This is a genomic window from Pseudomonas sp. GL_135 (assembly GCF_057834665.1).
Window position 1 is genome coordinate 2818335 of the sequence record NZ_CM174408.1, and the last position, 21722, is coordinate 2840056.

15 protein-coding genes and 1 pseudogene are annotated in these 21722 nt (G+C 62.0%); 4 read left to right on the forward strand and 12 right to left on the reverse strand.

Annotated elements, in window-relative coordinates; genetic code table 11:
- Positions 1 to 37: 37 nt before the first annotated feature.
- The 3 genes and pseudogenes from AC3ISG_RS12385 to AC3ISG_RS12395 form a co-directional block, all read right to left on the reverse strand.
- The gene (locus AC3ISG_RS12385) at positions 38 to 1342 is read right to left on the reverse strand and encodes a tyrosine-type recombinase/integrase (RefSeq protein ID WP_122625006.1); all 1305 of its coding nucleotides are present in this window, start codon (positions 1340 to 1342) and stop codon (positions 38 to 40) included.
- Between the two features lie 1004 nt (positions 1343 to 2346).
- A pseudogene (locus AC3ISG_RS12390) lies at positions 2347 to 2629 on the reverse strand (amino acid ABC transporter permease); the annotation flags it as partial.
- 225 nt (positions 2630 to 2854) lie between these two features.
- Positions 2855 to 4105 carry an MFS transporter gene (locus AC3ISG_RS12395; protein ID WP_489299431.1) on the reverse strand — a complete coding sequence of 417 codons (1251 nt, stop codon included), beginning with the start codon at positions 4103 to 4105 and terminating at the stop codon, positions 2855 to 2857.
- Positions 4106 to 4207: 102 nt separating this feature from the next.
- Between AC3ISG_RS12395 and AC3ISG_RS12400 the strand changes: the two genes are divergently transcribed.
- Positions 4208 to 5176, forward strand: coding sequence for an AraC family transcriptional regulator (locus AC3ISG_RS12400; RefSeq protein ID WP_489299518.1), 969 nt, complete (start codon positions 4208 to 4210; stop codon positions 5174 to 5176).
- Positions 5177 to 5345: 169 nt separating this feature from the next.
- Here the strand turns inward: AC3ISG_RS12400 and AC3ISG_RS12405 are convergent, their stop codons facing one another.
- Positions 5346 to 7463 (reverse strand): TonB-dependent receptor family protein, encoded by a 2118-nt coding sequence (locus AC3ISG_RS12405; RefSeq protein WP_205483434.1) that lies wholly within the window; start codon positions 7461 to 7463, stop codon positions 5346 to 5348.
- Positions 7464 to 7951: 488 nt separating this feature from the next.
- Here AC3ISG_RS12405 and AC3ISG_RS12410 point away from each other — a divergent pair, with 488 nt between their 5' ends.
- The 3 genes from AC3ISG_RS12410 to AC3ISG_RS12420 all read left to right on the forward strand — a co-directional run bounded on the left by AC3ISG_RS12410 (position 7952) and on the right by AC3ISG_RS12420 (position 9993).
- Positions 7952 to 8779 (forward strand): energy transducer TonB, encoded by an 828-nt coding sequence (locus AC3ISG_RS12410; RefSeq protein WP_489299432.1) that lies wholly within the window; start codon positions 7952 to 7954, stop codon positions 8777 to 8779.
- Between the two features lie 85 nt (positions 8780 to 8864).
- Positions 8865 to 9590, forward strand: coding sequence for a MotA/TolQ/ExbB proton channel family protein (locus tag AC3ISG_RS12415; protein ID WP_205483438.1), 726 nt, complete (start codon positions 8865 to 8867; stop codon positions 9588 to 9590).
- Position 9591: 1 nt separating this feature from the next.
- A complete protein-coding gene (locus tag AC3ISG_RS12420; protein WP_122537054.1) occupies positions 9592 to 9993 on the forward strand; it encodes an ExbD/TolR family protein in 402 nt (133 codons plus the stop codon).
- Positions 9994 to 10214: 221 nt separating this feature from the next.
- On the opposite strand, the gene AC3ISG_RS12425 is transcribed toward AC3ISG_RS12420, so the two are convergent.
- From AC3ISG_RS12425 to AC3ISG_RS12460, 8 genes are all read right to left on the reverse strand, one after another.
- Entirely contained in the window at positions 10215 to 12041 is a 1827-nt protein-coding gene (locus AC3ISG_RS12425) for an ABC transporter ATP-binding protein (RefSeq protein ID WP_489299433.1), read from the reverse strand.
- Positions 12042 to 12125: 84 nt separating this feature from the next.
- Complete coding sequence (locus AC3ISG_RS12430; RefSeq protein WP_489299519.1) at positions 12126 to 13490, reverse strand: MFS transporter; 1365 nt, start codon at positions 13488 to 13490, stop codon at positions 12126 to 12128.
- A gap of 162 nt (positions 13491 to 13652) precedes the next feature.
- Positions 13653 to 14861, reverse strand: a complete 1209-nt coding sequence (locus AC3ISG_RS12435; protein WP_489297029.1) for an acyl-CoA dehydrogenase family protein — start codon at positions 14859 to 14861, stop codon at positions 13653 to 13655.
- 25 nt (positions 14862 to 14886) lie between these two features.
- Positions 14887 to 16602, reverse strand: a complete 1716-nt coding sequence (locus AC3ISG_RS12440) for a dipeptide ABC transporter ATP-binding protein (RefSeq protein WP_489297030.1) — start codon at positions 16600 to 16602, stop codon at positions 14887 to 14889.
- Entirely contained in the window at positions 16599 to 17462 is an 864-nt protein-coding gene (locus tag AC3ISG_RS12445; protein WP_489297031.1) for an ABC transporter permease, read from the reverse strand. The genes AC3ISG_RS12440 and AC3ISG_RS12445 overlap by 4 nt, the downstream gene beginning before the upstream one ends.
- Positions 17459 to 18451, reverse strand: coding sequence for an ABC transporter permease (locus AC3ISG_RS12450; RefSeq protein WP_122537262.1), 993 nt, complete (start codon positions 18449 to 18451; stop codon positions 17459 to 17461). Before AC3ISG_RS12450 ends, AC3ISG_RS12445 begins: the two co-directional genes overlap by 4 nt.
- Positions 18448 to 20133, reverse strand: coding sequence for an ABC transporter substrate-binding protein (locus AC3ISG_RS12455; RefSeq protein ID WP_489297032.1), 1686 nt, complete (start codon positions 20131 to 20133; stop codon positions 18448 to 18450). Before AC3ISG_RS12455 ends, AC3ISG_RS12450 begins: the two co-directional genes overlap by 4 nt.
- Positions 20134 to 20273: 140 nt before the next feature.
- Positions 20274 to 21674 (reverse strand): LLM class flavin-dependent oxidoreductase, encoded by a 1401-nt coding sequence (locus tag AC3ISG_RS12460; RefSeq protein ID WP_489297033.1) that lies wholly within the window; start codon positions 21672 to 21674, stop codon positions 20274 to 20276.
- Positions 21675 to 21722: the final 48 nt, after the last annotated feature.

A 21722-nucleotide genomic window follows, 5' to 3' on the forward strand; every position in this document is an offset into this window, starting at 1 on the left:
GCCGCCGGCCTTCAGCTTACGGCCAGGCAATGACCGATCACGATCGCTCTTTCATGGGCAGACGCTTGACCGAGTACGCCCGCTTTTCGTCCTCGGAGTTGTAGTAGACGTTCTGCGTCGTGCTGAGGCTGTTATGGCGCAGATCGACTTGCAGATCCTTCATGTCGCGGTGCGGCGCGTCGAAGGTGGCCGAAGTGTGCCGCAGCCAGTGCAAGGACGCAGCGCGCAGACGGCCGACGTCTTCATCGGGCCAGTGCTCGGCTTGCATACGCTGCAGCGCGCGATCAAACACCTCCTGCAGCAGTACGCGGATATGCCGGTCCGACAGCCCGGCGCGACCGCGCTGAGTGGCGATCAGCGGCGTGCTTTCACGGAAGCCGGGCAGGGGAGACAGCCCCTGATGCAGGCGCCAGCGCTTGAGGTAGTTTTCGACATAATCGTCGCGCACGCTGATTTTGCCGGCTTTATTGCCTTTGCCCACCACGTGGTACCACCAGTTGCCGGCGCTGTCCTTGCGCAGATCGCCCATGGTCGGTTTCCAGTTGTCGCGGCCCACCAGATCGGACACCCGCAGGTACATGGCAAAGATCGTCGCCACGATAAACAGCGTGCGCTCGTACTTGGTGTCTTCGGCGGCCAGCAACTCGGCGGTCTCCAGCACGAAATCCCACTGCAGCGAGGTCAGGATGCGCGTGTCCTGATTATCGGTGTTGCGCTCCTTGTATTTGCTCTTTTGCTTCACCGCGCGAAACGGGTTCTGCTCGCAGAAACCTTCGTCGATCGCGTGCTGGAAAAAACTGCCGCATACGGCGAAGATCTGCGCGATAGAGCCTTGGGCCAGCCGGTAAGTGTCTTGGAGGGCGGGCCGGTTTTCTTCCTGCGCGCGCTTGCGTTCTTCCTTGGCGACGGTCTGGCTGAACGGCCGCCAGTCGGGGTTGAGCACGTAGGTGTCCGTCGCGGTTTTCTTGCGTGCACCCAGGCGGGTGAAGCGGGATTTGACCACCGGACCGACCCAGGCGGGGTCAGGCGCCAGGCAAAATTCCATGAAGCTCTCGGCCTGGGTGCGGCGCATGGCGAGGAGGGGCGTTCTGGATTTGAGCAGGGTCCAGAGCAGCAATCGCTCGACGTGGGTGCGGTAGGAATTAAACGTGGATTCATTGCCCGCGTAGGATTTGAGAAAGCTGCGCACGGCGCGGTAGCCTTCGATGGCCTGAGTCTCGGCGGGGAATTGCTCGAGATAATCGCGGATCGCGGGAAGCTCTTCCTTTAAGGAACTGAAGTTGAGCTCGCCAAACTTCGCGTAGGTTTCGAACAAGGGATGAGGTGACGAGGGCGCGGGCATTTGAATTCGCTTGGTGGCAACGCGGAAAGTGCCGGCATGATCAGGCAGGATGGGCGTGGATGCAATATCCGGGTCTGACAGTTATCGGATATTGCATTTTTGAGTTGGGGTGTGTTAGCGGGGTCGCTTTAAGCCATTTGGGGTTTATGAGTTGGTTTAGGCTATTCAGAGCGATCCAGGTCATGTCTTCGGGTATCGGTATTTGGTTTCGCGGGCTTTCAGCAAGTTATGCTACGCAAATGTGGCGATCCTCCTGGCTGTTTGGCGCTTTTTTGGCAGCGTCGTTGCTCGGCAGGCCTTATTTTACGAGGCTTTGGGGGTGTTCAAGCGCTGGTGAGCACGCAGGAAACGCGTTAGCGAGCTGCTGGTTCACGTGGTCATAGTGACAGTCATCGGGATTCTCCCTGGCATAGGCCTGGGACGGTGAATCTGGGGTCGAGTTTGATGCCTGCAGTCATGAAGTCGCTGCACAAGATCCCGGGTGGTCAGGCGCTGGCGGTCAGCTGGATATCGCTGAGCTGCATTGTCGTAGGTCTCGGGATCTGCGCTTGTGGCGTGTCATCTGTGAGGCATATCACTGGCGGCGGTCAGGTATCGACATCCGCGTGAGTGAGGATCAGATATTGATTCTGGTGACTGAGCGCTGGCATGGCGCACGAGATGTTCGCTTTGGATTCGAAGGCTGAGCTTGATCTGGCGGTGCGCTGCAGGTAAGCGGTGATCGTTATTGTTGGATCATCGGGTTTGGAGTGGACGGTGTGAGCTGTGAGCATCGAAGACCAAGCGTTGGTATCGGCGTGAAGCTTCATGGCATGACAGAGGATCCCAGAATAGAGAGACGCCACGTTCGATTGTCTGAGACCACACCCCAAATGCGTAATATGGTGTTACGCATAATGTATATTATGTTAAATTATGTGTCAGGGCGTCGATGCTTTGTAATCGCATTCATCAATCCATAGTCCATAGCTTCCCTTTCACAAAACCTGAGCCAGTTGCCGGATCGCACCGCCTGGCAAGGTCACGCCGATAATCGCCGATGCGACCCCGGAGATCCTGATGCCCAGCACAGGCGGCCCGCGCTAAGTAAATGAACAACAGCTGAATTAACAGCGGCGTGTTTCATGCTAGCTGTACGTAACGCACAAGCGGTTGCAGGACCGGAACGCTCAACGTTGCAACCGCTGCGTTGATCAGCGCCACGTACAGCAAGGTGGCGCTGGCGATCAGACCAACCTTTTGCAACGTGACGACAGCAACAGCGAAAAACGCTGGCAGCGTGGACAACGCAAATCAACATCGAAGTTCATGTCATCCGTTGCCTTGCGACAGCCTGGCGTTGGCGGCTGGCATCAGGTCGCCGTGTAGCCGGGGATGTGCTCGGAGCCGATGCCTCCGCTGCCGCCAACGAGGCCTGCGCCCTGCTCCACCCATCGTCGGGCCCAACCCAGACAGGCATCGGGACCGAGATCCTAGCGGTAGTACAACAGCGAGGTAGTTTGGCGCCCCGGATCAAAGATGGAACGCGGGTTTGGGCTCGCGATCGCCCTGGACAGAAGGAACGCGGACGCGCAGCGCAATCATCAACGCAGCCAGCAGCATCAGCACGGCTGCCGCGACGAATACGCCTGCACTGCCACCGAGGTTGAACATGGCGCCGCCCGCAGCGGCGCCGGTGGCAATGGCTGACTGCACAGATGCCACGACCATGCCTCCGGCGCTTTCCGCCTGATCAGGGACCGCGCTGGCGACCCAGTTAGACCACGCCACCGGCACACCACCAAAGCCCAAACCCCAGATCGCCAGCAGTACCGCCTGCCCCGGCACTGAGGCCGGTAACAGTACCAACGCCAGCGCTGCAACGCCGACCAGCGCGGGCATGAGCACCAGGGTGGCCAGTGGGTTTCGTTCCAGCAACTTACCGGCCAACAGCGTGCCGACGAAATTCGCCGCACCGAACCCCAGCAACATCAGTGACAGCCCTTGGGAGCCGATGCCGGTCGTCCCTTCAAGGAACGGCCGCACGTAGGTGAACATCGCGAAGTGCCCGCTGTGCACGAGCACGCAACCGAACATGCCCATGGCGATGCCCGGACGCCGCAACACCTCGTAAATGGTGCGAAGTCTGGCTGGCCGGCGCGGCGCGAGCTGCGGAAGCGTGAACGACTGGAAAGCCAGGGTCACCATGCCTACCGCCGCCGCTGCAAAGAACGCGCTGCGCCAGCCATACAGCCCACCCAGGTAGCTGCCCAGCGGCACCGCCACTACCGTGCCGATGGCGATGCCGCTGAAAATGATCGACAGCGCCCGAGGCAACAACGCACTCGGCACCAGGCGCATCGCCACTGCCGCCGCCATGCTCCAGAACCCGCCAAGGGCGATGCCCAGCAAAATGCGCATCAATAACAGCACCACGAAGCTGGAGGATACGGCGACCAACAAGTTGGAGGCGACCATCAACGTTGAAAAACCCAGCAACACCCAACGTCGGTCGATGCTGCGGGTCAGGCCTGGCACCAGCAGCCCGGCGAACAGCGCCACCACGGCTGTCACTGTTACCGCCTGGCCAGCCAGCGCTTCCGACACGCCCAGGTCGGTCGCCATCAGCGTCAACAAGCTGGCCGGAAGGTACTCGGCGGTCAGTAATCCGAACACGCCCATCGCCAACGAGAAGACGGCCATCCACGCGGGTGTCGCAGGCGCCACGTCCGCGCCGATGCCCGGCTGGGGGTCGGATGCGGCGTTACATACACAGTCAGTCATTTGCAGGATCTCCCGATCGTCATTGGGAGACAGAGTCTAGGCGCCGAAAACCGGATGATCTATGATCCTCGGTCTCAACTTTTTGACCGAAACACCTGAATGATGCCTGCAGATCAGTTTGCTCTCTCCTCCGACCTCATCAACGAACTGCTGCGTGGCATGCGCCTGCGCGGCGTCGAGTACCGGCGTATCCAGACGGGTCCTGCCTTCGGTCTGGGTTTCGCGGAAACACCCGGGCACGCCTGGTTCCACTTCCTGGCCTTCGGTCATGCAGTGCTGCAAATGGAGGACGGCAGCACCTACGCGCTGTCTGCCGGCAACGCCGTGTTCATCTCCCATGGCGCGGCCCATCGGCTGCTTTCCCATACGGAAGCGCCTGTTCAAGACATCGATCGTCTGGATGGTGCACCCTTGGGTGACACCGTCAGTGCAGTGGATGCCGGAACCGATGCCAACGCCACGCCGAGCACCCTTTTGTTCAGTGGTTGCATGGAGTTCGAACTAGGCAGCATCCATGGCCTTGGCCGGCTGATGCCGGGCCTGATGGTGATTGATGCTGGCGGCCAGCGTTACCCCGGGCTGGTGCCGATACTGAGCACCATGGAGCGCGAGGTCAGTGCGGCCCGTGTCGGCTTCGCCGGTATCCTCGCACGCTTGGCTGACGTGGTGGCTGCCATGATCGTCCGCGGCTGGGTCGAGTGCGCCTGCGGGAATGCCTCTGGCCTCGTTGCCGCCTTGCGTGATCCACGCGTGGCCGGTGCACTGCTGGCGGTCCATCAACAACCGGGACGCGAGTGGACCGTCGCGCAGTTGGCAGAGCGCTGCAATACCTCGCGCTCGGTTTTCGCGGACCGCTTCCAGGTGACGATCGGCATGACGCCGCTGCGCTACGTCACTGAATTGCGAATGCGCCTGGCGAGCCAGTGGCTGAGCCTTGAAGGGCTGCCGATTGAAGAGGTGGCACAACGTCTGGGCTACACCTCCCAGGCTGCGTTCAGTCGTGCGTTCAAGCGCGTTACGGGCAAAACACCTGGATTGAGTCGCAAGGTGAAACGGCCCGCGATGGCTTGAACCCCGAGCGCCCATTGCGGCGCCGCGCTGGCCACACAATCAATTACGCCTGATCTGATTCAACAAGGTGACGAGTCCCCTTCCCTCTGATGCGTAACGTTCCGCTGCTACATATGAAGCAACGGAATTTCCTGGCAAGCCTTTCTGAAGGTCAACCTGACCGGCGCATCTAGAAGCGGTACGACACGCCAGTGGTCACGTTGATCGGATCGCCCGGATAGAAGTTTGCCGAGTCCTCGCCCTTGGCATCGTAGGCCGTGTTGGACGCCGTCGCGTAACGCTCGTTGGTCAGGTTGCGGGCGTCGACGAAGACCTCCCACTGGCGGTTCGGCGCCTCGTAACCGAATTTGGCGCCCCACAGGGTGTACGACGGTGCGCCCAGCGAGTTGGCAAAGTCGACGTAGTAACTCGATGCCGAGCGCGCATTCAACTGCGCATAGAAGCCTGCGGCCTGGCGGTATTCAAGCTCGGCCTGATAGACCTGACGCGGCAGGCCGGGCAGCTCGTTGTCACCAAAGGTGGCGTCGTGGCGGTAGTGGAAATCGTTGTAGGTGAAGGCCTGGCGCAGGGTCACGGTGTCGCCGCCCTGTCCTTCCCACAACAACGCGTTGAGTCCCGCTTCGATCCCTTGGTGAAGGGTTGCGCTGCCGTTGGAGGTCGCCACCAGCTGATCCTGGGTGGCGGTGGCCTGGCGCACCACGACAGAGAGCAATTCTTTCTGCACCCACGACCGGTACAGCGTCAGGCTGCCATCGAAAATCCCATGGCCACCGCGAATTCCGAACTCTACGGTGTTGGCTTTTTGCGGGCGTACGTCGCGCAGGTAAGGTGTGCCGGTGCTGCCCAGTTGCCAGGTAACCGGCGGATCGATGGAGCGGCTGACGTTGCCGAACAGCTCGAATTCCGGTGTCAGCGCGTAGCGCAGGCCGATACGGGGCGCGACGTCACGCTCTTCGTATTCCACGCTATTGGGAAACGCCGTGGTGTTGACCCCGGTGGTGTATTCGATGTCGGCCTTGCGCTTGATGTCGATGAACGACAGCCCCGAGGACAGCCACAGGTCGTCGGTCAGCTGCAGCTCGTTGCCCAGGGAGAACACGGTGTCGCGCGAGCCGGTGTAGTTGGCTTCCTGCTGCTTGATTTTCGTCGCCTTGCTATGGGATTTCACGTCGGCGAGGTAAGCGCGCGTGGTGCTGAAGGTCACGGTGCTGTCGCTGTTCAGGCCCAGAAAAGTGTCGCCGGTGCGCAGGTAGCGCAGGGTCAGGTTGATGTCCTTGGAGCGCCAGTCCTGGGGCGTGGCCGAGTAACGCCAGCCGTTGTAGAGCGGATAGTCGTTGTAGCCCAGTCCGACTTCAAGCCTGGCGTTGTCGTCGAAGGTGTAAGTGGTCTTGCTGCCCAGCAGTGTGGTGCCGTCCTTCTTGCGACCGAACGGTACAGCGTTGCTGGTGGGGTCGTGCTTGATCTGGTACTTGGTCAGCGTATTGCCCTGGCTCAGGGTCTCCTCCCGGTAACGCAGAAAGAAACGCGTCTCCAGTTTCGGATTAAAGACATAGCCGAAGTTGGCGACGATGCCCTGCCCTTTGTTTGCAGTATCGTCCTGATAACCGTCCCGTTCGTTGTGCTGCAGGCTGACGTAATAATCGGCATTGCCCTCGACGCCTCCGGTACTCAACACCTGTTTGCGATAGCCGTAACTCCCGGCTTCGAAGCGCGCGTAATTGCCGGGATCGGTGCGTCCGGTCTTGCTGACAAAGTTGATCGCGCCGCCCAGGGACAACGCCGAATAGTTAAACGCATTGGCGCCGTACAGCACTTCCGTGTGATCGACCCCGGCCATGTCGAGCATGTCTTCCTGCGTACCGCCGGGCCCGGTGAGCGGCAAACCGTCGAAGAGGAATTTTATGCCCAGTACATAGCCTTGATAAAACGTGTTCAGGCCTGAACCACGAATCGAAATCTTGTTGGCGGCTGAACCGCTGGTGGCCTGGGCAAAGACACCCGGTTGCAGCGCCAGTACATCCTCGGCATTGGAGGCACGGCCTTTTTCAATTTCGTGGTTGTCGATGACCGCCGTCTTGCCCGGCACCTTCGCCAATTGTCTTTCGGCTTTCTGCGCCTCACTGGCCTGAGTGCCGGTCACGGTCACGGTGGAAAGTCGAGGGGCCTGGGCATTCGGGTCATCAGCGGCGAGTGAAGTGCCGTGGACCAGCATCAGCAATACGCCCAGGCTGGAAGCCGTGGCCAGTGAATCAAAACGCAGAGCGCTTACATCAAACTTCTGCAGCATCGGGATACTTGCTCCAATGGGTCATAGACAGGGGAGCATCTATTCGTATAGTTGCGCTCTCGAGACACTTAGCAGAGTTCGTGCCACCCGTTATTAGCTGTTTTAAGTACGGTTTTATTAAGTAGCCCCGTAACGCAACGGGCATTTTGTGTTTCCACTGTCGGATCAACAACAGTTGCCAGAAAGCGCGCATCCCCCCACAACCCTCTGAATAGACACCTGCCCTGTTTCTGATATAGCTGAAAAGCAGCTGCTCATAACAGCGACTGTTTGCCTGCCAACAGCTCAACGACAAAACGTGTATTCCTCATACTTTCATGCCAGCCCGCCGTGAAAAAAACGCCCGGTTTGCAGGTGTTCACTAATTGGTATGGCTCTTGCTCTAGTCTCGGGTGTGACATCAAAGGCATGCGGAGAATCTCTTCCGTCACCTGCCGTTAATAACGGAACCCGAGTTCCGGTTTTGTTAAACATCCAGGAGTAAATCAATGGCCAATGCCCAAACAGCGAGCGCACTGGATGTGCTCTGGCGCCAGGCGCCGGGCGGCGAGTTGCTCGATCTGGGTCGGGTCTATCGAGGGCCTTTGGCGCTGTCGAGGCTGCACACCACGCCCGGGCGCATCCTGAGTCGCCGCGAAGCGGTACTGCTCGGTGTCTTCGCGCTGGTGCTGCATGGTGCTGTCATCTATTGGGTCAACAGTTCATCGACGCCGCCGTTGCCTGTCGTGCCGCCGGAAATCCCGCCGATGACCATCGAGTTTTCCCAGCCCGAGCCGCCAGTTGTCGAACCACCACCGCCCGCCCCCATCCCTGAGCCCGCCGTTGAGCCGCCACCGCCGGTCGAGGACGAGCTGGCCGTGAAGCCGCCGCCCAAGCCGGTCCCGAAGCCGACCCCTAAGCCAAAACCGGTGGTCAAGCCGGTGGTCAAGCCGGTGCCCAGGCCGGTGGACAAACCTGTGGAGCCGTCGCCACCCCTTGCGCCGCCAATGCCGGTCGCTGCTCCGGCTCCGCCTGCACCACCGGCGCCCGCCCCCGTGACACCGGCCTCGGCCAACGCCGGCTATCTGCACAATCCGGCCCCGGAATACCCGGCCCTGGCCATGCGCCGCAATTGGCAAGGTACCGTTTTGCTGCGCGTGCACGTGCTGGCCACCGGCAAGCCCGGCGAGATCCAGATTCAGAAAAGCAGCGGTCGCGATCAGCTCGACGACGCGGCGTTGGCCGCCGTCAAGCGCTGGAGTTTTGCGCCAGCCAAACAGGGCAACAACCCGGTCGATGGCTGGGTCAGCGTGCCGATCGATTTCAAATTGCAATAAACCCTGATTTCGCTTCACCACACTGCGGGCTACCTGACCAAAGGCGCATCGCTACACGATTTGAACGCCTTGTTGGAGTACTCACATGAACCTTATCGCTTCGCCTTTCGAATCCATTGAACACGCGGTCATCTGGCTGCTGATCGTTTTTTCCGTTGCCACCTGGGGACTGGCCCTGCTCAAGGGTGTTCAGTTCGCCCGGCTCAAGGGGCAAGACAAGAAATTCCACAAGCAGTTCTGGGCCGCATCCAGCCTGGATTCCGCGGCGGAACTGGCCCAGACCCAACCAGGCGCCGCAGCCCGTGTCGCCCTGGCAGGCTACGCCGCGATTCAAGTGGCGGAAGGCGGTCAGGCCGCTGACCTGAGCCAGGCGATCAATCATCAGGACCGTCTGGAACGCGCGCTGCGCCAGCAGATTGTCCGTGAACGCCGCTCGCTGGAAACCGGCCTTGCGATTCTGGCCAGTATCGGCAGCACCTCGCCCTTTATCGGCCTGTTCGGTACGGTCTGGGGCATCATGTCGGCGCTCAAGGGCATTAGCGCTGCAGGTTCGGCAAGCCTTGAAACAGTCGCCGGGCCGATTGGTGCCGCGCTGGTGGCCACAGGCGTGGGTATCGCCGTCGCCGTGCCGGCGGTGCTGGTTTACAACTATTACCTGCGCCGCCTGAAGCTGACCGCCGCTGACCTGGACGACTTCGCCCATGACTTCTACAGCCTGGCGCAGAAACATGCGTTCCGCGTGCTGCTGCATCCGGTGCTGAACAAGTCGGGCGCTACTGCCACAGCCCAGAAAGTGAAGGAGGCGTCCTGAAATGGCTTTCTCAACCCAGGATAGCGATGAAGTGCTGAGCGAGATCAACGTTACGCCGCTGGTGGACGTGATGCTGGTGCTGTTGGTGGTGTTCATCGTCACAGCGCCCCTGTTGACCAACTCGATCCCGATCAACCTGCCCAAGACCGAATCCGTCGCACCGGTGGAACAGAAGGATCCATTGGTAGTGAGCATCGACGACAAGGGCAAGCTGTTCATCAACAAAGACGAGATCCAGCCGGATCTGCTGGAAACCAACCTCAAGGCCGCCAAGGACAAGAACGCCGACGTGCGCGTGCAACTGCAAGCAGACAACGGCGTGAATTACGGCGAAGTGGCGCGAGCGATGGCATCGATTGAAAAGGCCGGGATTACCAAGTTGTCAGTGATCACCGCGAAATAGATGATCGGACCCTGGATGGACCTGTGCGAGTGAGCTCGCTCACAAAAGCGCCAGTACAGACGGTGCTATAGATCGCCTGTACTGGCGCACTGGTGAGCACAGTCACTCTCATCAAACTAAAAATATCGTTACACCATTCAACAAACCTTTACCAAGTCCAGCCCGGTTCTGAGGCAACGATGCGGTGTGCGTTACCCACCGCATCGCTGCAACCGCCCCCGTCAGACCGCCTCCTGCTGCAATGCATCGCTGAACTGGCGATTCCACAACCGCGCATATTGCCCGCCCAGCAGCAAGAGCTGTTGATGGTTGCCGTCCTCGATCACCCTGCCCTTGTCGAACACCAGAATCCGGTCCAGATGCGCGACCGTCGAGAGACGGTGCGCCACCACCAACACGGTTTTGTCTTCCATGATTTCGTCCAGCTTGTCCTGAATGAAGCGTTCGGTAATCGAGTCCAGACTCGACGTGGCTTCATCCATCACCAGGATCGGTGCGTTCTTGAGCAGCACCCGTGCGATGGCGATGCGCTGACGCTGGCCACCCGAGAGCTTGACCCCGCGTTCGCCCACCAGCGACTCGTCACCGTGTTCCATGCTGTCGATGAACTCGCTGGCGCCTGCGCGATGAATCGCTTCGGCCACTTCTTCCATCGACGCATCCAGACGACCGTAGTGAATGTTTTCGCGAATGCTGCGGTGGAAGAGCCCCGGTTCCTGGGGAATCAGACCGATCTGCTGATGCAACGAGTGCTGCGTGACATTGCGCACGTCCACGCCATCGATCAGCACCCCGCCCTTCTGCACGTCGTACAGCCGCAGCAGCAGACTCAACAGGGTTGATTTGCCCGAACCCGAAGCGCCCACCAGACCGACTTTCTGCCCCCCCGGAATGACGATGTTCAAGTGCTCGAAGATCGGCTGGTCGGTCCCATAGCTGAAACCGACGTCACGAAATTCGAGATCTCCGCGCTTGACCTGCAGCGCCTTGGCACCCGGTCTGTCGATGACCTCATGGGGCCGAATCAAGGTGTGCACCCCGTTCGAAATGTTGCCGGTGGCTTCGAAAAATTCGAGAAAGCGACGGGACAGGTTGCCCACATCGCTGATGATCAGCAGCGACAGGCTGGTGGCCATGACGAACGCGGCAATGTCGATGCGATGACTGCGCCACAGGTACAGCGCCAGCATCAACAGGCCCAGTTTCAGCAGCACCCCGCAGCTGGTCTGGAACCACCGGATCTTCTCCATGTAGCCCAGCGAGCGATAGGCCGCGGCGACCTCCTTGTCCAGAAACGTGCCCAGGTAGTTGTGCTCGAACGCGTGCCGGGCGAACAGTCGGATGTTGGCCAGGTTCGACACCGCATCCACCACCTTGCCGGAACTGATGCTGCGCGCGGCCGAGTACTGCTGAGCCAGTGGGTGGCTGCGACGCGCCAGCAGGTAACACACGGCGATGAACAACGCCGACCAACCCGCCATGAACACCGCCAGCAGGGGTGAGGCCGTCCACAACAGCACCGTCGCCAGGCTCAGCGTCACCAGCAAGGGAATCAGATCAAACAGCAAAATGCTCAGCGTCTGGTTCACCCCCATCGCGACCTCGGAAACCCGGTGCGCCAGGGCGCCGGCAAACTCGTTGCTGATGAACCGATGGGAGTGCTGCTGCAGGTAGGCAAACACCACGTGGGTCACCGTCCGGCGCTGCAACGGCAGCACGTGAATGTGGCAGCCGGCCGCCGCGCGGGTGAACAGCACCTCGCACACCAGCAGCAAGGCAAAGGCCGTCAACGGCCAGCGCAACACCTCGAAGGCGTGTTCGGCGTCCAGCCCGTTACTGACCGTGCGAGTGATTTGCCCCAGCCCCCATGGAATCAGGATCGAGCACACCACTGCCGCGATTTGCAGCAGCAGAATCGCGACGTACCAGCCCTTGAAGTTGCCAATGAAAAATCGGACGAAGGCCGCCGGCGTGGACGGCAGATGTTCCACCCTCCAGCTGAGTAACCGGCGATCACGGGGTGCAAAGGGTGAGAAAGATGAGCTCATGACAGATAGCATTCCTGAATGACGCCTGTAGCCGCGCAGCTTTCAGGCAAAAATGGGTGATGGGAGCTGGATCCTCGTGGAAGATCACCGGCTGCGTGCTGCGTAAACCGAAGCGCCCGCCTGGGGCGCCAGTTTGCGGTAGACCAGACCCGACACGGCGCACAGCAACCCCGCCAGGCCCATCACCAGCGCCACGTCGCCTTCAGCAACCGTCGCGTGCCCGCGAACCGACATGATCAGGCCGAGCAAGGCTGCGGCGATGCCCACTGACAGGCTCATGGTCAGTTGAATGGTCATGGCCGACAGGCTGCTGGCGGCGCTCGATTGGCCGGGCGGCACGTCGGCATAGGTCAGTGCGCCGAGGGTGCTGAATTGCAACGAGCGAATGATGCCGCTGGTGAACAGCACCGCAACGACGATCCAGTACGGGGTGGAAATGCTGAACATGCCGCAGGCGGCCAGCGTCAGTCCCGTCAATACGGCGTTGCCGATCAGGGTTCGCCGGAAGCCCAAGCGGCTGACGATGCGCACCGCCAGCAGTTTCATCAGGAATGCCCCCGCGCCACCGACAAAGCTCAATAATCCGGCCTCCAGCGGGTTGAGTCCGAAGCACAGCTGAAACAGCAGCACCAGCAGAAAAGGCTGGGACGCGCTGCCGATGCGCATCAGATTGCCGCCCCAGAAGGTCACGCCGAATGTGGGGATTCGCAGCAGGGAAAGGTCAATCAACGGGTGGGCCGCGCGCCGGGCGTGCCAGACGTACAAACAGGCGGCAACGACGCCAAAGCCGATCAATAGCAGCGCCCCGTTGCGTGGCAGCAAGCCATGGCCCAACGCCTCGAAACCGAACACCAGCCCACCCAGTCCCGCCGCGCTGAGCAGCAGACCCGGGACGTCCAGTACCTCTCCCGGCGTGCCGGGGTAATCCGGGATATAGCGCAGGACGAGCGCCACACCGAGAATGCCGATGGGCAGGTTGATCAGAAAAATCCAGTGCCACGACAGGAACGTGACCAGCACGCCACCCAGGGGCGGCCCCAGGATCGGCCCGATCAATGCCGGGATCGTCAGGTACGACATGGCGCGCAGTAGATTTTCCCGGGCCGACCAGCGCAGCAGGATCACCTGCCCCACCGGCACCATCATCGCCCCTGCCGCGCCTTGGGCCATGCGCGCCATCGACAGCTGAAACAGCGAGCTCGAACAGGCACAGCCGACCGACGCCAGCGTGAACAGCACGATGGCGCTGATGAACACCCGCCTGGGCCCGAAACGATCGGCCGCCCATCCGCTGACCGGTACGAACAGCGCCACCGCCAGCAGATACAGCGACACCACCAGGTTCATGCGCACACTGGGCTCACCGAAATCCCGCGCCATCTGCGGCAATGCCGTGAGCACCGCGGTCGCGTCGATCAGCTCCATGAACAGCGCGCAGCCGATGATCATGGGGATGCGGCGCAGGTTGGAGGGGGTCGGGCATTCGCTGACGCGTCGGATCAGAGCCGCAGAGTCGCGGTTATCGGCGCTGATGCCTTGATCAATGCCCATGGCCTGCCCGAGGTCTCGTCTGGATAAACATGTGCGCTCACGCTGCTTTCGCGGCCCCCTTCAAAACAACCCGGACTTCGGCGGTGGCGTGCCCTTGAGTTGCCAGGCGCCGACCGCTGCAGCTTTCCAATGCCGAGGATTGTGGTTGGCAACCGTGCGCGCATTGCGCCAGTGCCGGTCCAGGTTATGGGCGCGACCGGTCGTCGAGGCGCCGCCGACATCAAAGATCAATTCTGCGGCTTTCAACGCGGATTCCGCTGCGATGTATTGCGCCTGCGCCACATCGACAGCGGCCTGATCCACTGCGTCGGCATCAAGCTCGGCAGCCCATGCCCGATCAATGGATTCGGCAGCTCGCAGCACCACCGCTTCGGCGGTAAACGCCCGGGCAGAAATATCGCCCACACTGAGTTCGACATACGGGTCGTCAACCGAGCGGCTGGCTGTGCTGTGCTTGATCGGGCGGGCGTGCTGATTGGCGAACGTCACGGCATCGTTCAAGGCGTTGCGCGCGATGCCTGCCTGCACCGAAGCCAGGAACACCTGCAGGAACGGCGTCACAATCGTGCGCGTCCCCTCCTCGACCGTGCGCGTGCGGATTTCTTCGGGCCTGACCAGCACGTCGTGCAGGTGCGTGGTACCGCTCGCCGTCAGGCGCTGGCCCATGGCGTCGAAATCATCCAGCAACTCAAGCCCCTTGCGATCACGGGGCAAAATGAACGAGACCGGCTGGTCGTCTTCGTCCAGTGCCACCGCACTGACCCAGTCGGCGTACAACGAACCGGTGCTGTAGTACTTGCTGCCGGTGGCCCGGTAGTTCTCGCCATCACGCACGATGCGCGCGCTGATCGATCCGTTGGCGCCGCCGACTTCCCAACCCGCATTGCCCACGACGGCGCCTTGCAGATAGCGCTCGAACCAGCGTTCACGCTCGCCTTCCGCGCCCTCGGCACGAGAGGCCAGCAGCCCCTCGATGAAGCCAAAACCGGGCCGCAGCGCCTGGGCCACGTTGGAGTCCGCCGAGGCGATGCGAATCAACAGCGCGATCACGTCCTTGACCGAGCCGCCCGCTCCGCCGTATCGGGTCGGAATCCGGGTGGTGAACAGCCCGGCCCTGGCGATCTGCGCCACGGCGTCATAAGGCAATTGCCGGTCGCGCTCGCGCTGTGCGGCGCCGGCCGCGATCTGCGGCAGCAACGCGTCGGCGCGGCGATTGAGTTCTTCCACCGAAGTGACAGGCGTTTTGGGTACAGCAGACAACGTGCTCATGGCAGTTCCTTGTTCAGCATCGAACTTAAATGGCGATTTTCCACAGCCGGGATTCATCAAACAGCAGCACCGCGCTTTCCGGTTCCAGTGGCGGCACCACCAGCTCGCTGCCCGCGCCCGGCAAACGCGGTACCGCACCCAGCAAGCGTTGGGTGTATTCGTGTTGCGGGTGCTCAAAGAGGGTCTCGACCTCAGCGCTTTCCACTACCTTGCCGTGACGCATCACCAGCACCTCGTCGCTGACGTGGCGAATCACCCCCAGATCATGGGAAATGAACAGATACGCCAGCCCCAGCGAGGCTTGTAGATCGGCCAGCAAGTCGAGGACCTGGGCCTGGACCGACACGTCCAGCGCCGACACCGGTTCGTCGCAGATGATGACTTTCGGGTTGCTGGCAATTGCCCGGGCGATGGCCACCCGTTGGCGTTGTCCACCCGACAGCTGCAACGGCCGACGGCTCGCCAGATCAGCCGGCAGGCGGACCTGCTGCAACAGCCGGGCGATACGCGGGCGCTGCTGCTCGAACGCAATGCCGGCAACGTCCAGGGCGTCGGCGAGAATCTGTCCGACACTCCAGCGCGGATCAAAGGAGCTCAACGGGTCCTGATAAATCACACTGATGTCGCGACGGTGCAGGCGCCGCGTCTTCTCCGCCACCCGTGCGTGGCCGGCGCCGGTCCAGGGGACGTCGAGGAACTGCACGTCACCGGCGTCAGGCTCCAGCAGGCCGAGTGCAATCCGCGCCACAGTCGTCTTGCCCGAACCGGATTCACCGACAATGCCCAGCGTGCGGCCGGCGCGCAGCTCGAAGCTGACACCATCGACCACCTGACGCGACTGCTGGTCCGGACCGACATAACGCTTGCCCAGCCCGGAGGCCTTGAGCAGCACCGGCGAATCGGCACCGGGACGTGGTTGCGCAACCAGGGTGCTGCGCTCGGGGGAAAGCCGTGTACCGCGAGCGTGCTCGGCGGGCACGGCGTCGAGCAGCGAACGGGTGTAGGCGTGTCGAGGATGGCGCAGGACCTGTTCCATCGGCCCCTGCTCGACCACTTCGCCCTGGTGCAGCACCAGCACCTCGTCGGCCAGTTGCGCAACGACCGCCAGATCATGGCTGATGATCAGCAGTGAATCGCCGCGGGCCTTGATCTGCTGCAACACCTCAAGAATCTGCGCCTGCACGGTGGCGTCCAGTGCGGTGGTCGGCTCATCGGCGATGACCAGACCGGGATCAAGCGCCAGTGCGCTGGCGATCAACGCGCGCTGACGCAAGCCGCCGGAGAGCTGATCAGGCCGCTGGCGGGCACGCAATGCCGGTTCCGGCACACCCACGGTCTGCAACAGCTCGATCACCCGTTCGTTGCGACTGCGCCGGTTACCCCAGCGGTGGGTTTCCAGCACCTCAAGAATTTCCTTGCCCACAGGGCGCAGCGGGTCCAGCGAAACCAGCGCGTCCTGCAACACGAATCCGATGTCCTTGCCGCGCAGGTCGCGCCAGCCGCGCTCCGACAGACTCAACAGATCCTGTCCCGCGTAACTCAACCTGCGCGCCGTTACCCGGGCGCCTTCACCGGCCAGGCCGATCAGGCTGCGGGCCGTGACGCTTTTGCCGGAACCGGATTCGCCCACCAGCGCCAGGGTCTTGCCCGGCTCCAGGGTGAATGACAGGTTACGCACCACCGACTGCCCGGCGAACTCGACGGACAGCCCTTCGACGATCAAGCGTTTCTGGTCGCTCATAAAAGACGCCCCTCCAGACGTTGTTGCAGGTAACGGCCCGCGACCGTGGTGGACAGTGTGGTGAGGACGATGAACAGCCCGGGGAAGAACGTCAGCCACCAGGCATTGGCGATGAAGTCACGGCCCATGGACAACATGGTTCCCCACTCGGGCGCCGGCGGACGTGCGCCGAGACCGAGAAAGCTCAGGGCCGACGCCCAGACGATGGCCTGGCCGACGCCCATGGTCAGGGTCACGATCAGCGGGCGCATGGCATTGGGCAGCAGCTGACGAGTGATGATGCGCAATGGCGGATGTCCCAGCGCCCTGGCTGACTCGATGTAGCCGGCGTTGCGCACCGCCAGCACTTGGCCGCGCACCATCCGCGCATAGCCCGGCGCGCCCCCAAGACCTGTGGCGACGATCAACGGCCCGATGCCGCTGCCGAAAATCGCGACGAACAGCAGCGCCAGAATCAGACTGGGAAACGCGAACAGCACTTCCAGCAACCAGCCGACGCCTCGATCCATACGCGCACCGCCCAGGCCACCGAGCAGGCCGAGGACGATGGCAATGCTCATGGCAATGGCGGTTGCCGCCAGGCCGATGAACAGCGATTGCCGCGTGCCGTAAATCACGCGGGAAAAGATGTCGCGCCCCGACTGGTCGGTGCCGAACCAGTGGCCCCAGCTGGGCGGATGGAACGCGTCGCGGGGCACGATGGCCAGCGGGTCGCTGTGGGCGAACAGCTGCGGGACCAATGCCGCGACGATCACCAGCAGCAGAAAAGTGACCGCCAGCAGCGGTCCGGGACGCAGTGTGCTGCGCGTACGCTGAACCCTGCGCGCAGCCAACGGGGCTTCCAGTGTCAGTTCACTCATACCGAATTCCCTTGTTGACGAGGGTCGACCCACAGGTACAGCAGGTCGACGAGCATGTTGGCCAGTACGTAACCGGCGGCGACCACCAGGCTGATGCCAATGGTCAGCGGCAAGTCCTGAGCCTGCACGGCCTGGAACAGCTGGCGACCCAGGCCCTTGCGGGAAAAGATCACCTCGATCACCACCGCCCCGCTGATCAGCGCGCCGATGGCCCAGCCCGACAACGAAATCCCCGGCAGCACGGCGTGACGCAACGCGTGCTTGAAGCGCACATTGAAATCGCTGAGGCCTCGGGTTCTGGCGGTCAGTACGAAGGGTTGCTCAAGGGTCAGGTCAAGGGATTCGCGGGTGACCTGGGCGATGAATCCCGCCAGCGGAATGGCCAGGGCAAACGACGGCAACACCAGCGTTCGCCAGCCATCGCTGCCCGCAGGCGGGAACAGCCGCAGGCCGAAGGCGAACACCGCCAGCAGCAGGATGCCGAGCCAGAAGTGCGGCAACGCGGCAGACAGGGTTTCCGCCAGCGAGGCCAGGCTGCCGACCCAGCGTCGACGGCCGGCCGTCAGCACAGTCAGCGCCAATACCAGAATCCAGGCCAGCGCCAGAGACGTGAAGGTCAGTTCAAGGGTCGGCCAGGATTGCTCGGCGAGCACCCGCGTCACCGGCAGATGCTGGGAATAGGAAACACCCAGGTCGCCCTGCACAAGACGCCCCAGATACAAGGCGTATTGCACCGGCAGTGGCTTGTCCAAACCGTACTCTCGGGTGGCTTCAGCGATGGTTTCAGGCGTGGGGTTGCCACTGGGTCCGCCGAGGATCGCCTGCACCGGATCGCCCGGCATCAGCCGCAAGGCAAAGAAGGTCAGCGTGGCGACGGCCCATAGCACCAGAATGCCGCCGCCCAGACGCCACAATGCGCGCCTCCCCTGTTGCTGCAAACGCTCGCGCCGTGGATGGGCCAGTTCGCGGGCAACTGTCGGATTCGTCATTTGTTCACCCATGCGTCATAGAGGTAAGTCACGGCCAACGAAGGCTCCAGGCGCACGCCCTGAGTGGTTTTGTAGATCCCCAGCCGCGTGCTCTGCGGGTACGTGGTCAGTTGCAGGTACTGGCTCGACGCGATCTGCTGGGCCTTGTAGTACAGGGCACGGCGCTGCTCGGCGTCCTGAGTGGCCAGTGCCTGCTGAATCAGGCTGTCGAACGCCGGATCACTGAAGCCTGCGGTGTTCTGGTGATAGCCGCCGACGCCTGCCGGACGAATGAACTCACTGCCAAAGATGATCCGTAGCACGTCGGCGGTGTTGGTGTTCCAGTAGCCCAGGCGAATGTCATAGTCCCAGTCCGCCTGGCGTTTGGTCGCCAGCACATCGCTCATCTGGTCGACGATCAAGTCGAACCCGGCCTGCCGGGTCGTCGCCTGCACCTGTTCCCACAGGGTGTATTCGGAAGGCGGCGTGCGGTTGCCCATGACCACGTGAACCTGCAGGCGCTTGCCGTTTTTGGTGCGATAGCCCTCACTGTCGCGCTGGGTCCAGCCCGCTTGATCAAGCAATTGCGCGGCCTTGGCCGGGTCGTAATCCTGGGCGTGCTGGAAGTCCGGGCTGTAGAAGCGTGTCGCCGGGCTCAGCGGCCCGCCTGCTCTAGGAAACTCGTTGAAGTACACGCTCTTCAATGCGCCGTCGATGTCGGCGCTGCGGACGAAGGCTTCGCGCACCTTTATGTCGTCGAAAGGCGCTCGGGTAATGTTCAGCGTGCCGTTGGTGGGGTTGCCCGGGCGCTGGGCGATGATCAGTGTCAGATCTGGGTTACGTCGCGCGGCCTCATGGGATTCGGGCGGCAGCGCCTCGATCACGTCCACCTCGCCCGCCTGCAGCGAGGCAAAACGCACGGACGGCTCCTGAATGAATTTCCAGACAATACGGTCGAGCCACGCGGGCCCCTGATGCCTGGCGGTGGGCGGCGCCGAGTTGTAGTCGGGATTGCGCACCAGCTCGACCTGACTCTGCCGATCCCAACGCACGACCTTGAACGGGCCAGTGCCCACCGGGCTTTCACAGTTCACATCGCGAGGCCGCTGCAACGCGGTGGGTGATTCGATGCCGAGAAAACCCTGGGCCAGCACTTCGAGAAACGCAGCATAAGGGCTGGCCAGATGGACCACCGCTGTGTCGTCGTCGATCACGTCCGTGCTGCGGTACTGGCGAATGTAGCCGCCTGCGGTGCTGGACTGGGTTTTCGGATTGGCCATGTGATCGAGGTTGGCCTTGACCGCCGCCGCGTTGAACGGCGTGCCATCGGTAAAATGCACGTCGTTGCGCAGATGGAAGGTGTACGTCAGGCCGTCGTCGGACACCTCCCAGCGTTTGGCCAGCCAGGGACCGATGCGCCCGTCAGCGTCCATCGACACCAGCGAATCGAGATACTGTTGCGCGACGAACACTTGGGGCATGTCACCACCGACATGGGGGTCCAGGCAGGTCGGCTCGCGGTCAGTGGCGTACACCAGCGTACCGCCACTGACGGGCTGATCGCTGTGGGCAACCGTCGATGTGCTCTGGCCGCAGCCAACCAGTACGCCACACAGTGCAGCGAGACCGACTATAGAGCTGTGGGTGAGCAACGATCGCGATCGTGTGCCTGGAAGTCGCAAATACGGGGCGGGTTCTCGCATGGGTCCTGATGCCTTTAGTCCGGGAACAGGGCTATTGCACAAGGCATGCCGGGTTTTCCGGCGAATAAACACGGGTTCAAACGGGGAGTCGCAGGTGTTGGAAACGACAATCTGTGCAGTCACTGTTGGCGAGCCAACAGTCATCCTGGAAACCTCAGCGGTCTGGCCGGCTGACTCAGGGCTGCCGGGTCGCGATAGCGAGCACCGAAGTGGTCGTTCGGCAAGCGCGCCTGGCCCTCGCCAAACAGACGTTCGCGCAAGGTTTCGCCGTCGTTGTAGCGTTCGCGGAAGCGGCCGCGGCGGCGCAGTTCCGGGATCACCAGTTCTATGAAGTCCCGAGCGGTTTCGAACGACAGGTACTGCCGCAGGTTGATGCCGTCGATGCCATCGACATCCAGCCATTTCTCGATTTCATCGGCGACCACGCTCGGCGTCCCCGCGACGAAGAAGCGCTCGCGGTTGAAGCCTTCGAGCTGGGCCAGCACCGAACCGACAGTGGACTGCGGTTTGAAACGCGCCAGACTCTGCCAGCCTTTGATCTGTCGTTCGATCAGATCACTGATCAGCACATCCCGAGGGTACGCGGTCAGGTCGACGGCTGACTGCGCGTGGGCCAGGGACGCCTCGACGCTCATCAGCTTGCGGTAGCTGTCGAGCTTGTTGCTGACCTCTTCATCGGTCCGGCCCACGATGACCCCGGCCATGACGATGAATTTTAGCCCCGCCGGATCACGCTCGTGAGCAATCGCCTTCTGCCGCATGGCCCGGATATTGGCCTGCACCGCTGCCGTATCCATGCCGCCGGTAAACACCACCTCCGCATGGCGCCCCGCAAACTCGATGCCGGCGGGCGAGCCGGTGGCCTGAAACAGCACCGGCGTGCGCTGGCGCGAAGGCTGGCACAGGTGCGGCCCGGCCACCTTGAAGTGCTCGCCGACGTGATCGATGTAGCGCACTTTTTCCGGATCGGTGTAGACCCGCCGCTCGCGGTCCTGAATCACCGCATCATCGTCCCACGAGCCTTCCCACAGCTTGTACAGCACGTCCAGGTACTCGTCGGCGATCTCATAGCGGTGATCGTGAACCACCTCCGTGTCATGACCGAAATTGCGCGCGGCGTTGGGCAGATACGAAGTCACGATGTTCCAGCCCACTCGCCCCTTGGTCAGGTGGTCAAGGGTGCTCATGCGCCGGGCAAACGCGAACGGCGGCTCGTAGGTAGTCGAAAACGTAGCGCCGAAACCGAGGTTTTTCGTTACGGCCGCCATCGCCGGAATCACCAGCAGCGGGTCATTGCTGGGAATCTGCATACCTTCGCGCAATGACGTTTCCGGGCCATCGCGGAACGTGTCGTAGGTGCCAATCACATCAGCCAGAAACACACCGTCGAACGTCCCGTATTCGAGCAACTGCGCAAGCTCGGTCCAGTAATCCAGGTCGTTGAAGCGATGACGATTGTTCTGAGGGTGTACCCACAGGCCATGGACGATGTGGCTGACACAATTCATCTCGAACAGGTTGACGTGCAACTGCTTGGGCACCGCGGGCACTCCTCTTTAAACACACTTTTTAAACACTCAGGCCACGGC

Excerpts from the sequence above, each read along its gene's own strand:
- AC3ISG_RS12430 (WP_489299519.1), bottom strand. The coding sequence starts at position 13,490 with ATGATCATCGGCTGCGCGCTGTTCATGGAGCTGATCGACGCGACCGCG.
- AC3ISG_RS12400 (WP_489299518.1), top strand. The coding sequence starts at position 4,208 with ATGCCTGCAGATCAGTTTGCTCTCTCCTCCGACCTCATCAACGAACTG.
- AC3ISG_RS12410 (WP_489299432.1), top strand. The coding sequence starts at position 7,952 with ATGGCCAATGCCCAAACAGCGAGCGCACTGGATGTGCTCTGGCGCCAG.
- AC3ISG_RS12405 (WP_205483434.1), bottom strand. The coding sequence starts at position 7,463 with ATGCTGCAGAAGTTTGATGTAAGCGCTCTGCGTTTTGATTCACTGGCC.
- AC3ISG_RS12455 (WP_489297032.1), bottom strand. The coding sequence starts at position 20,133 with ATGCGAGAACCCGCCCCGTATTTGCGACTTCCAGGCACACGATCGCGA.
- AC3ISG_RS12450 (WP_122537262.1), bottom strand. The coding sequence starts at position 18,451 with ATGACGAATCCGACAGTTGCCCGCGAACTGGCCCATCCACGGCGCGAG.
- AC3ISG_RS12435 (WP_489297029.1), bottom strand. The coding sequence starts at position 14,861 with ATGAGCACGTTGTCTGCTGTACCCAAAACGCCTGTCACTTCGGTGGAA.
- AC3ISG_RS12420 (WP_122537054.1), top strand. The coding sequence starts at position 9,592 with ATGGCTTTCTCAACCCAGGATAGCGATGAAGTGCTGAGCGAGATCAAC.
- AC3ISG_RS12425 (WP_489299433.1), bottom strand. The coding sequence starts at position 12,041 with ATGAGCTCATCTTTCTCACCCTTTGCACCCCGTGATCGCCGGTTACTC.
- AC3ISG_RS12445 (WP_489297031.1), bottom strand. The coding sequence starts at position 17,462 with ATGAGTGAACTGACACTGGAAGCCCCGTTGGCTGCGCGCAGGGTTCAG.
- AC3ISG_RS12440 (WP_489297030.1), bottom strand. The coding sequence starts at position 16,602 with ATGAGCGACCAGAAACGCTTGATCGTCGAAGGGCTGTCCGTCGAGTTC.
- AC3ISG_RS12395 (WP_489299431.1), bottom strand. The coding sequence starts at position 4,105 with ATGACTGACTGTGTATGTAACGCCGCATCCGACCCCCAGCCGGGCATC.
- AC3ISG_RS12415 (WP_205483438.1), top strand. The coding sequence starts at position 8,865 with ATGAACCTTATCGCTTCGCCTTTCGAATCCATTGAACACGCGGTCATC.
- AC3ISG_RS12385 (WP_122625006.1), bottom strand. The coding sequence starts at position 1,342 with ATGCCCGCGCCCTCGTCACCTCATCCCTTGTTCGAAACCTACGCGAAG.